Below are 12353 nucleotides of genomic sequence, written 5' to 3'. Positions count from 1 at the left end.
GCCGCTCTGAAAAAAGATTAAAACGTATATTTTAGCATTGCCTGAAACACATCATTATCGGTGTGATAACTGTTTTCATGGTAATAATGCCATTCGGTTCCCACTTCGAGTTTCCCCTCTTTAATTCCTATTGTTTGCGTGAGGTCAAAAAGCAGTTGATTTTGACTCAAAATATCGCGTGCCGTCCAGTCGGTAAATCCTTCGAAATGCCATCGATCTGCCAGTGGAGCATAATAGTTTAGGGAGAGCTGGTAGGTATGATCACCGATATTTTGATGCTTTCGATAAAGATTGACTCCAAATACTGAAAATCCCGGAAGCGCCAAATCGCATCCTGCTCCGTAAAGCCATGCGTGATACTTATCGCCGCGATTGTATTGGAACGCTGCATAAGTCTCTTTGAGTATTCCGGTAGAGGTTGAAAATCCACCGATTTTATCCAAACTCAGTCGCGGAGATATTTCACCGTAGAGGTCATTTTTTTTATGGGTAAATTGGAGACCGTCATGAGTATAGGCATAATCGGCAAACATAAACAGATCACCGTAGTCAAACGTCCGGTAATGCTCAGCGGTAACGGTTTGTTTCGCCCCTTGGGTTGTATCCATAAAGGTTGCCCCCTCGAAGTCACCATAGAGGTACTGGATGTTCGTCGTCGAAAAGGCATTGAGCCCAGATCCTAAGAGAAGACTAGCGAAGAGTAAGTGTTTCATCGATTTCCTTTGGAAAAAGTGCATTGATTTGTGTAATCAGATCGAGCGGATCACTCTGGAGCCCTAAAACCATAAGCCCAAAATGCAGATGAGGTCCGGTGATACGTCCGGTTGCACCTGTGAGCCCGATACTTTGACCCCGTTTGACACCATCACCTACTTTGACATCAAATCGGCTCATGTGAAAATAGCAGCTGTAAATCCCCTCCCCGTGATCGATGATGACGGTACCTCCGGCGTAATAACGATCTTTGACCAGAACAACGATACCATCATTGCTAGCGAGTATGGGAAGGGGAGTCCGGGCACGAAAATCGACTCCGCCGTGATAGCTTTTTAAAACACCGTTATAGGTGCGCGCGGAGCCGTAAAGACTCGTGATATTGCTCTCCATTGGATGAATAAAGGGTTTGTTCCAATAACGAGTTGGGGTAAGGGTGTTATAGATTTTTTCGGCTTCGGCTTTCTCCTGTGCAATTCGCTGCAATGCTTCGGGGGGAGGTGTTACTTTGGAACTCTCGACATTTAAAACTTCAGTAGGGTAATCAAAGGAACGGATCTCAATAGGTATATTCAACTCTCCCAGAGGATTAATCCATTTTATGTCAATCTCTTGCGCCGGTGAGTGATAATCGGTAGGAATAATAGCAAACCCTTGAGCGGGATTAATGGGATGCGGAAGAACGCTGATGTTTCGTTCATTCATTAGGAGTGTTCCTGAAGCGGAAGAGAGGGGGAGGACGAGACTTTTTCCATTGTACCCCTCAATTCCCGATAATGAAAGAAAACTACCCAATAAGCAGAGCAAAAGACGCATAAAACTCCCTATAAATTTTCGTGCTGCTATTGTAGCATTAAGGGGTTTGAAACTAGTTTTAGCGGTTTTATTATGAATTGTGTGTTACTATCAATGATTATATTGGCGGTGAGAAGAGTTAGAGAAAGATAAATATGGGAAGCAGTTATATCGGTCGTCAGCCTATCGTAAACGAAAGAGGTTCGCTCGTAGCGTATGATCTTTTTTATTCGGGGCAAAGCAGTGATGCACATACGACGGCCACGTTAATTAATGATCTGCAAAGTGCCTTTGGAATTGATCGTATTTTAGGGAAACGGATTGGATTTATACGTGCCGATCACCATTTTATTTTTCATGAATTGCTAGAATTACTTCCGAAAGATCGGGTCGTATATGCATTGCTCGAAGAGAGTGTGATTGATGAGCGATTGAGTACTCATTTGAAGAGACTTTTTGCCCAAGGGTACCGTTTCGCTCTGAATGATTTTGCCTTTACTCCTGAAAACATTGAAAAATTTTCCCCTATTTTCCCCTATCTGGAATTCGTTAAAATTGATATTACCCGGAGCGGACGGATTAAGCGTGATGATATCGAACGGCTGAAGCAGTTTGGCTTGAATGTTATCGGATCGAAAATAGAATCGCATGATATCCATGCAGAGTGTCTAGCAAAAGGTTTTTTCTATTTCCAGGGCTATTTTATCTCCAAGCCAAAAGTGCTAGAAAATCCCTCTTTTTCGCTCAATCAAGAATCCGTTATGCAGTTGTGGAATATGCTCCAGTGTGAAGTGGAAATCGATGAACTGGTACGGGCTTTTGAGCTCAATCACATGGTCAGTCTGAAATTAATCCGTTTTATCAATTCGGCCATTTTTTCGCTTCGTAATCCTGTTTCCTCCATCCGGCATGTTCTGACATTGATGGGGCGAGAGCCGCTGTCGCGATGGATAATGCTGTTGATGTTCTCTGAATCGCAAGAATCGGATCAAAACAATATCCCGCTTTTGCTCATGGTGGTCAATCGAACAGAGTTAATGACAAAGCTTTTGAACCTGATTGTTCCGCACCCGACCAAGGCTCAGAGTGCTGCCGCCTATTTTGTCGGGATGCTCTCGTTGATCCATCTGCTTTTTCATATTCCCCATAGAGATGTTTTAAAGCGGCTCAATGTTGCTCCTGATATCGAGCGGGCGCTGTTTGAGGGAGACGGTTTTTACGGTGAATTGCTTACGATGGTGCGCTCTATCGAGATGTTGGATTCGGAGGGGATTGAGAAGTTTTTAGCAAAACACTCTTTAGACTCTTCGGTTTTGGAACCGTTGATAGCCGAAGCGATGGAAAAAGTAAATCAGTTTGATGAGGCAATGGGGTAAACGAGCTTATGAGACTACTTTATTGCGGCCTAGCTCTTTTGCCTCATATAATTTTTCATCAACCCGACGAAGTGCACTGTCGATTGTTTCCTCATAACTACATTGGATGACCCCAAAACTACAAGTTACATTTTGTTGAATGCTAAATGGGTAAACTTCAATTTTCTTACACAATTTTTCAGCGGTTAAAACACTTTGAGAGAGTTCACTTTCGGGAAGAATAATCGTAAACTCTTCTCCACCCCATCTGGAGATATGGTCGCTTGAGCGCAACTGTGCATTCACTAATGCTGAAAGTTCTTCCAACACACTATCTCCCGCATGATGTCCTAGTAAATCATTGATATTTTTAAAATAGTCTATATCAAATATTATGAGGGATAGGGGACGTTTGTAACGCTGACTTTTATCCAGTTCTTCTTTGAATATTTTGGTAAAAAATCTTCGATTACCAATCTGCGTTAATGAATCAATTAAGCTCAAATGCTCTTTCTCTTCAAGAATTCGTATCGTATAACAACGTTGCGCAGTCATCATTAAAATAGAAAATGTGACGGTAAAAATAAATACCTGAAGCATGATCAACGAGAGTCTATGGTCACCTTCAAAGGAAAATTGGCTGTATCCTGATGCCGTTCCCAATATAGCTAAAATAACAACAATGGCTAAAAAAATAAGGTTGATTCCATTTTGTAATCGAGTACTTGCCCAGATAAGCGGGAATAAAATTAGATATTCAATCGGGTAGCGTTTATCGAAAAAATAGCCTGAACCAAAAATAACGATTGCCGAAATAACCAACACCGAAAGAATAAGTGCAATTTCCACAATATGTTCTTTTGAAACAATACTGATATTACGCTGTAAAACATACGCTACAAATATAGGAACAATTAAAATGAATCCAATCAGATCACCAAAAAACCATACTGCCCAACCTAGCATCTGATGCTCTGTGGCTAACATGCCATTAAGATACAACATTGTTGTGCCCATACTGGATGTAATAAATGCACCGATTACACTGTAAAAAATAAATGAAATGATGGTATCGGTATCATAAAAAATATCATCTTTGATCACATTTTTGGAACTTTTCATGATAAACCAATACGCGACTGCCGGACCGATAGTATTGCCGATTGCAATCTCAAATGCCACCATCGGAGAACTCAAAGTCATATTTAAAAAGAAAGCACCGATAAAAATACCGGGTAAAACGACATAGCCCCGAAAAAATAAAAATGAGAGAGCAACACCGGTTGGGGGCCAAATGGCAAAGATACTTGATGATTCACTTAAAGAAAGAGGTGTAACCAGTTTTGCTGAGAAAAAGTAGACAAAAGATGTTACAACGGCATAAAAAAATATCTTAGAAAGTGTTTTTTGATTGATTAAACTATCCATTGGCAACCTTTCCTCAGATTTTAATAATACACTTCAATGCATTTGATTTCAAGAGCGGACTTTATCTTAATATCGACAAAAGAGCTTTTTTTGTGTTATAAAATAGATCATACTGGAAAGTTCTTTAGATTGATTGTTGAATTGGAGAAAAAGTTTGGTAAAAATGGAAGAATTTGTTGTGTAAGTCTATCGAAGCCCGTATAAATAAGGGTTTATCGATGGTGCGGATGAAAGGATGGAACCTTTGCACAAACAACCCAAACAAAACCCGTCAAACCCGACTCTTGACAGCGGATGTTCTAAAACGGTGCAACCAATGGTGCAATGAATTTATAAAAGTATAACTAATATTTTCTGCATTTTTATCCCAACTACACTGGATTATTTGAAAAACATCGCTTATAATATTTCCATAAAGCTTTTTTCGTGTGATTTTTATAAGAGAAAAGAGAGAGTCGAGGTCTTGATTCACAAAGTCATTACCTCACCCGTTAAGTTTAACGGTTTGTTGGTGGCAAGTGCTACTCTCTCTTTTCAAAAAAACCACATAGCAACCTTATAAAAAAGGTGTTGTTCCTATTCCACCTAAGTCGCTAAAGTCGATATGGTGGAGCGGAAATGCCTCATAGTAATATGAGGACGATGGGAGAAAAGGTTAGGTGGCTTGTGGTTACGTCCTTCATGTGTTCGAGGAATCGGCACCCCGTTTCTATTATTCGTGTCGTTGTGGGCATGAGATAGCAGTTCGCACTTTGAGTTCCGAAAGGAATCTGTTGTTGTTTCAGGAAACCCAGCAACAGGACGTAGAAGTGACCTCTTTATTCTTCCAAGGAGGTGTATAATAGCTCATTTGAGCCGTTATCGTGACGAATGCCCCAAATTGATGGGGCTTCGTCTGCCTTATTTTTTGGGTGTTATATAAGGCATAGGATAAAAAAATATAGAAAAAGTTTGAGAGAATCTTGATAGGATTGATAAAGGCAGACGAATAAAATGGGGAAAAAATATATACTTAAAGAGATAGATATAAGGATATATAGCTATTCTCTAAGTAAAGTCTCGAAATTATGCCTCTATCGTTCGAGATAAGTAATAATCGGTTATCGCTTCTCGTTTATGGTTCAACTCTTCGCTGACCTCTAGTTTTGCTTCCTGTTCGCTCATACCATCAGCTATTTTTTCCTCATAAGCATCCCTAGCATAGGTAAAACGAAAATCATGGGAACTGATACCATAATCTTCCAAATCACGGTGATATGTGCTTTTATCTATCAATTCACCCTCATAACCTAAAATCTTTTGTTCAAGCTCCAAAGAAATTTCCTTTGGCTCATAGGCGTGATTTCCCTTGCCTATCAAATCCGAGACCATTCCATCATTGATATAGTGTTCAGGATTTCGAATCAGCTCATAAGCCTCTGATTGTCTAATGCCTAATTCATATTGGGTTTCCGCTATCAGTCCCGAAATGTATCTGTCCTCATAAAGATTGCCTATGACGGTCTCCACATTCTCAATATACCTGTTTTCGATTGGGGAGGGGATAGCCTCATCTTTCAGGTGTGAGACGGTTTCATCAAAGTAACCGCTATTTTCATGGTGCAGGGGTATATGTATGTTTTGTTCCTCTAGTCCTTTGAGCATAGAGGAAAATCCCCTGTAATAATCCTCCTGTGTTTTGGTGGCTAACCCTTCGAGCCGTTCGGTGAAAAACGATTGTAGATTTTCTTGTGTAAAAAGGGCGTTGAGTTTTCCGTCCAGTTCGTGACGTTCAAAGTGTTCTGTAATGTCTCTTAGGTACATTTCCCGCTTTTCCGCCAGTTTATCGGAATGGGTGAGATGGTCGTCTTTGCCGACCCTCCCTTTTCCAAATGCTTCTAATCTATGAAAGGCATCCTTCGCTTGTTTTTGGAGACTTCCCCCTTTCAAGTTCGCCATTGCTTACAGCCCATTTTGTTTATAGAATTTTTCTATTGTTCCTCGTGATACTTTGACACGGTGATTTTCAAACAGGTGCTTAACGATGGATTGCCCCCCGTTCCCTTTCGTTCGTAAGTCCAATATCTCTTTTGCATATTTTTTGACATGAGGATTTTTGATACCGTCATAATTAATGAGGTGTTGATTTTGTAGGGTGTGTTTTTGAATGTTTAATAGGATAAAGAATCCCGACATAATTCGGTTTTTGGTGAGAGGTTCTTTTTTGAGATAGAAAAAGAACCTTTTAGTAAACAGCTCAAAATCAGCTGTATTTTTGAATCCTAGAACTCTTGCATAGTAATCTTTTTTCTTTTGGGTAAACATTTTTTCTCCTTGGGTTTGGTTTTGACCAGTGACCCTGAAAGGGAGAGGATGAGTTTTATTTCTTGACTGGAAGTTTAGACCTGTAATTTGTTTAGAGGCAATATTACGAAATGCCAAAGGTATGACGAGTGTCATAAGGCGGTAGAAGTAGAAATAAGATACTTGGTTTAACCGTAGGGGGTGTGGCAATGGCAGAGGTTAAAGAAATCCAAGAATGTGTCAGGTTTTGAGCTGATAGCTCCTAATCAGTTTATATGCGGATTGTCGGCACTTTTCAACAAAACTAGGCATCATGTAGTTGCCAGTTTTTCGATGTTTTATCGTGATAAAGTGCCATTTCGATGCGCTTCCTATCTCTATTGCCAAAATTTAGCAATAGAGATGGAAGCTCCTTCGAGTCAATATAGCCAATACGAGCAGACAAAGTGCCACCTTTGTTTTTTGAACCTGTTAGCAAAACAGTTTCAAAAATTGCTCGACATTGACTATCACCGTTGTTACAGAATCCAGAACCACTAGCGTGGTTAGTAAAAACGATTTTGTAATCATGTGAAGCTCCTATAAAAATTAACACTCATTTAGAGCGATGAATTGTTATAGGAGGATTTTTGTAGATAATTCAATTCTTGATAGCTACTTTTGTAATATAAATTATTATTATTATAATAATTATAAAACCAATCAACCTATATTGATTGGAATTTTTTACATCGCCATAGTTCTGCACATCTTTTAAACCCTTGGAGTTTTTTATTCTTACACAATCCACACAATCCACACAATCTTCACAATGAAAGCTATCATGGCAATTTTGGCAGTCTTCGCAATTTTGACACTCTTTACAATTATGGCAATCTTCACACTCATGACAATAATCGCATTTTTTGCAATCTATACAATCCATACAATTAACAGATTTTTTACACTTCTTACAATCGTCACAGGATTCACAATTATGACAATCTTTACAACGTCTGCATTGAATGCAATTTTCACAATTTTCACAATTTTCACTATTTTTACAATTATTCATTTTTGCACAGTTACGACAATTTTCGCAAGATTTGCAATTCTGACATTGGTAACATTTATTTGAAGTATAGCAATGAAGACAATATTCATTATCAATGCACTCTTCGCAATTACTACAATAAGTACAATTTTTGCATGTGAAGCAATATTTACAATCTATGCATTTTGAACAACTATAGCAATCTTGGCAGTTAGTGCATTGTATACAATCTTTACAGTTATTACAATCTTTACAGTTATTACAATCTTCACAATTATTACAATTTGATAAGCTGTTTAACCATTCTATAGCTGTTTTTTTATCATATTTAACCAAACTAACTCTATTGAGCATATTATCTTGTAGATATAAGTGACCTGTTATTTCCACTTCCTGAAACTCTTCTACTAACTCTTCATCTTCAATTGTGTGTTCGGTACCATCAAGGTTTTCACAAACTTCACACTTAATGCATTCCTTGCAGTTATCACAATTTACGCATTCATAGCAATTTGTGCAGTTGTAGCAACCAACACACCATATACACCCTTGGCACTCAAAGCATTCAACGCATCCTTTGCAGTCATAACAATCCACACAACCCTTACATTGTTCTAAACTATCCAACATTTTTTTTGCTTCATCAAAAGTAAATATATCCAAGCTAACAACATTGTTGTCTTTATCTACAAGCCACTTTCCTCCATCTTCGAATATTTTTTCTATGTATTGTTCCATGTTTAATAATTCCTCTATGTCTTAGCAATATTCTATCTATATTTTTCAATTAATATTATAAATTATTAATTGAAAACAGTACAAGTTATTTAGTAAACAGTAAATTTAATGTTGTTTTTAAATCACTCAAATCCAAATCAGGATACTCTGACTTACTAATCATTTCAAATTGTAGTTTGGGTCTGAATTTCCCATATCGTTTTTGCGCCTCACTGTTTTGCTGATGTCCTGTAAAGTGGTCGAGAAGTCCATCCTCGATTAATCCTTTGAGCGAACCCGAAAAATTATGACGGAACGAGTGCAAGTCCAGTAAAATGGTTTCTTCTTCCAGTAGCTTTATGGTGGATTCATCGAGCCACTCTTTTTTAAAATCCCTGTCGTTGAAATGTTTGGAAAAGGCTTGTCCGTATCCTTTGCCCGTCGTGTGATAGAGTTCTTGGAATAGACGAGTATAGCCTTTTGCTTTTTGTGATTCTACAAAATCTAAAAATCCAAGTTCGATTAGTGTAGGATGGATAGGGATAGTACGCCTACTGGTAGGATTTTTAAGTTGTTGCTCAGGGTGTGTTTTGCGAATCATAATGAAATGTATACCTGACCTGATTTTGATTTGGTCTATATAGAGTTGAGCAATCTCATTGAGACGGCAACCTTGGAACAGGAGGATAAGGGGAATCCAAATTTTGCTAGGATAGTTTTCCAAATTACTTTTTAGTTCGGTTGTGTACCATCGGCTTCGGAAAAGGCTGTTAAGCTGTTCATCATAATATTCTTTCCGTTTATCATCTGCACCTTTTGCGCTGAGATTCGATTTTCCTTTGAGCCGATTTTTATCGAGATATTCCCTTTCTATCGCATAATCTAAAAAAGCGTTTATATTGATAATTTTATTGGCTAGGGTGCTTTCGGATAGGGGCTTAAGTCCTTGTTGCTTTGAAATCTCGATAACCTCTTTATAGGTGTGTGCTTTGAAAAGCTTTTTATTTTTGTTTTGGTCAGGTAGGAATAAAAAATCTTCGATGAAGTCCTCTAAATCCTCATGGGTCATATCTATAAGGTACTTTACATCAACAAGTTCCAAAAAGATTCTAATAGGGCTTTCATAGCGTTTTGGCTCTTCAACCTTATCTTTTCCAACGGTTGTTTTGCTTTGCATGAATTGAGTTAGGATTTCTTCGGCTGTTTTTTCGTAATAGCGGTGCTTTCGGGGTGTGATAGGTTGTATTTCTTGGGGTGCAACGTATAGGGGGGGATTGGTTTGCGTAACTACTGCAAACTCTTCTTGTAAATATCTTGGCGAAGTGGGAATTATAGAAACACGTTGAGCGTTCCGTTCTCTATCTAAAGCCAATAGTTCTATTTCGCCCTTGATAACTTCATCCTGAAAGCGGATTCGATTAGATGGGGATAATTGGGCTAAAACGGCTTCAAACTCTTGTTTCATATTCCCGTATTCGATAATTTGGTTGAAAAGGGCGGTTTTGTTGGTGGAATAGAGGGTATCGGTTAGTTTTTTGATTGCTTTTTCCAATGCCTTTGGATGGCTTCCTAAAAGCTCATCCCCTTTTTTATTGGTGAATTTGTAGCGTTCTTCCCTCAAGTCGGCGTAATAGCCGTAATCTTCTTTGGCTTCTTGAATATATTTTCTAATGGTCGTTTGTATCAGGTCAAGTTCTTCGTTCGGTGTCAATTTCAAATCCTGCAAAAATAATGATAAACGAGCATTGATTATAGCAATTATAAAATTAGCTTCATGCTTATTTGAGGTTTGAAGAGAGAGGACTAAATTCTTTTTTGTGTTGGGAAGTCGTTTTTTGAAATAGTAGGTATCTCTGTGTTTTATGAGATATTGCATGGTTTTTGCCTTGGAGTGCAACCAAAAGTGCAACATTTTAGGAAAAACTATCAGGATTGTTTTTGAAGAAGTTTACCGATGCCCATATAAATAGGGGTTTATCGATTGTTGTTGGTGCGGATGAAAGGACTTGAACCTTCACACCTTGCGGCACCAGATCCTAAGTCTGGCGTGTCTACCAATTTCACCACATCCGCGCACGTATAAAAAGTCTAAGGTGGTACGCCCTAGAGGATTCGAACCTCTGACCGATGCCTTAGAAGGGCATTGCTCTATCCAGCTGAGCTAAGGACGCATGAGTATATATGGTGCGCCCGATAGGGTTCGAACCTATAACCTACGGATCCGAAGTCCGTTACTCTATCCAGTTGAGCTACGAACGCACAATCGCCTTCTAAAACATCGTGTATCAAAGGTGTTTCAAACCAGAAACAAATGGGGTGGGTGATGGGGATCGAACCCACGACCCTCAGAACCACAACCTGATGCTCTAACCGACTGAGCTACACCCACCATCTGTAATAAAGAATCTGTTTGAAATAATACAAAAAAAAGAAAAAAACATGGTCGGGGCGAGAGGACTCGAACCTCCGGCCCCTTGGTCCCAAACCAAGTACTCTAACCAGACTGAGCTACGCCCCGACCTTCATCTAATTTAAACTCGAGTGAGCTAATTAGTGAGGCGAAATTATAGTTGAAATTTGCTCAAATGTCAATACTTTCTTCAATTTTGCTATAATTCATTCAATCAGGAATCAATTTAACGAATGATTCAATAAGAAAGAGGATAAGGGATAGTATGAAAATAGCACATTTTAGCCGGTGGGGGTTTTTGATGGCCGCCGCAGGTTCGGCAGTAGGACTCGGTAATATTTGGAAATTTCCATACATTACGGGTGAATACGGCGGAGGTGCATTTGTCTTAGTCTATTTGTTGACCGTTGTATTGGTTGGATTTTCGGTCATGATCGCCGAAATGTTGATCGGATATTTGGGACGACGTGACGGAGTCGGTGCATTTGAAGAGTTGGCACCGCGTCATAAAGAGAGATGGAAGTATGCGGGGTTTATGGGGCTTTCCGGAACGCTGGTTATGTTTTATTACTCCGTTGTTATCGGATGGATTTTTTACTATATCACACTCTCTTTTGGAACATTGCCTGCCACCATACCTGAGGCAGAAGGGATTTATAATAACCTCATGACACAAGGGGTCTGGACGCAGATCTTTTTTCATACGTTGGCGTTTATGATTACGACAGCAGTATTGATTCGAGGGATCAAAGGGGGGATTGAGAAATTCAATCTCGTGTTGATGCCGTCACTTATTTTGATTATTGCGGGGATGCTGATCTATGCAATGAATATGGAGAGTTTTCCAAAAGCGGTGAATTATATGTTTAATCCCGATTGGAGCAAACTCACCTCTGAAGCTTTTGCCGTAGCAGTGGGACACGCGTTTTTTACCCTCTCTTTAGGAATGGGGGCGATTATGATCTATTCGGCATCGCTACCGAAAGATAGCAATTTGGTACGTGCTTCGATTTTTGTCATTGTCACCGATACGCTGATTGCTTTAGCGGCAGGATTGGTACTTTTTACCTTTTTATTTCAATATGGAGCGGAACCGGCAAAAGGTCCGGGGCTTGTCTTTATCTCCTTGCCTGCTGTTTTTCATGCAATGGGATTGGTCGGAAATGTATTGGCGGTTCTATTTTTTATGGCTTTAGCCTTCGCAGGTCTTACTTCGGCGGTTTCACTCGTTGAGCCGATGGTGCAGTATCTGATTGACCGATGGGATATGAGTCGAACGAAAGCGGCGATCAGTATGGGAACATTCTTTTATCTGTTTGGAATTGTTGCGATCCTTTCCCTTAGCATGGAAACATCGGCGTATTTAACGTGGGGTGGGAAAAGTTTCTTTGATTGGTCTGATTATCTGACTTCCAATGTCTTTTTACCGCTTGCGGGACTTGTGATGGCAATATTTGTCGGTCATGTGATCGAAAAAGAGCGTGTCGCATCGGTACTGAAAGATCAGATGGGTTGGTTCTATCCGATCTGGCGAGTTAGTGTACGTTATATCGCGCCTGTGGCGCTATTGGTTGTGATGCTCAATTTAGTGGGCATCATATCGTTTTAAGAGGGAATT

At 39.5% G+C, this 12353-nt stretch carries 8 protein-coding genes and 5 tRNA genes; 2 read left to right on the top strand and 11 right to left on the bottom strand.

Features of this window, described 5'->3' with window-relative positions; translation table 11 throughout:
* Positions 1-17: 17 nt before the first annotated feature.
* Both A3G19_RS08720 and A3G19_RS08715 read right to left on the bottom strand, forming a co-directional pair.
* A complete protein-coding gene (locus A3G19_RS08720) occupies positions 18-713 on the bottom strand; it encodes an outer membrane protein OmpK (RefSeq protein WP_294872099.1) in 696 nt (231 codons plus the stop codon).
* The gene (locus tag A3G19_RS08715; RefSeq protein WP_294872096.1) at positions 691-1530 is read right to left on the bottom strand and encodes a M23 family metallopeptidase; all 840 of its coding nucleotides are present in this window, start codon (positions 1528-1530) and stop codon (positions 691-693) included. Before A3G19_RS08715 ends, A3G19_RS08720 begins: the two co-directional genes overlap by 23 nt.
* Positions 1531-1664: 134 nt before the next feature.
* Between A3G19_RS08715 and A3G19_RS08710 the strand changes: the two genes are divergently transcribed.
* The gene (locus tag A3G19_RS08710; RefSeq protein ID WP_294872093.1) at positions 1665-2885 is read left to right on the top strand and encodes an HDOD domain-containing protein; all 1221 of its coding nucleotides are present in this window, start codon (positions 1665-1667) and stop codon (positions 2883-2885) included.
* Between the two features lie 6 nt (positions 2886-2891).
* Here the strand turns inward: A3G19_RS08710 and A3G19_RS08705 are convergent, their stop codons facing one another.
* From A3G19_RS08705 to A3G19_RS08665, 9 genes are all read right to left on the bottom strand, one after another.
* On the bottom strand, positions 2892-4292 hold the full coding sequence (locus A3G19_RS08705; protein ID WP_294872091.1) for a diguanylate cyclase: 1401 nt from the start codon (positions 4290-4292) through the stop codon (positions 2892-2894).
* A gap of 1065 nt (positions 4293-5357) precedes the next feature.
* Positions 5358-6230 carry a hypothetical protein gene (locus A3G19_RS08700; RefSeq protein WP_294872087.1) on the bottom strand — a complete coding sequence of 291 codons (873 nt, stop codon included), beginning with the start codon at positions 6228-6230 and terminating at the stop codon, positions 5358-5360.
* 3 nt (positions 6231-6233) lie between these two features.
* Positions 6234-6596: a hypothetical protein gene (locus A3G19_RS08695; protein ID WP_294872084.1), complete on the bottom strand. Its 363-nt coding sequence runs from the start codon at positions 6594-6596 to the stop codon at positions 6234-6236.
* A gap of 1835 nt (positions 6597-8431) precedes the next feature.
* Entirely contained in the window at positions 8432-9877 is a 1446-nt protein-coding gene (locus A3G19_RS08690; RefSeq protein ID WP_294872081.1) for a site-specific integrase, read from the bottom strand.
* A gap of 436 nt (positions 9878-10313) precedes the next feature.
* Positions 10314-10398 (bottom strand) — tRNA-Leu (locus tag A3G19_RS08685).
* A 21-nt stretch (positions 10399-10419) separates the two neighbouring features.
* Positions 10420-10496: transfer RNA gene (locus A3G19_RS08680), tRNA-Arg, on the bottom strand.
* Positions 10497-10507: 11 nt separating this feature from the next.
* A tRNA-Arg gene (locus A3G19_RS08675) sits at positions 10508-10584 on the bottom strand.
* A 53-nt stretch (positions 10585-10637) separates the two neighbouring features.
* Positions 10638-10714: transfer RNA gene (locus A3G19_RS08670), tRNA-His, on the bottom strand.
* A gap of 51 nt (positions 10715-10765) precedes the next feature.
* Positions 10766-10843, bottom strand: a tRNA-Pro gene (locus A3G19_RS08665).
* 157 nt (positions 10844-11000) lie between these two features.
* Between A3G19_RS08665 and A3G19_RS08660 the strand changes: the two genes are divergently transcribed.
* On the top strand, positions 11001-12344 hold the full coding sequence (locus A3G19_RS08660) for a sodium-dependent transporter (RefSeq protein ID WP_294872078.1): 1344 nt from the start codon (positions 11001-11003) through the stop codon (positions 12342-12344).
* Positions 12345-12353 lie beyond the last annotated feature (9 nt).

It is taken from the genome of Sulfuricurvum sp. RIFCSPLOWO2_12_FULL_43_24 (genome assembly GCF_001829605.1).
Lineage (GTDB): Bacteria > Campylobacterota > Campylobacteria > Campylobacterales > Sulfurimonadaceae > Sulfuricurvum.
This window is presented reverse-complemented; position numbering and strand designations above follow the sequence as displayed.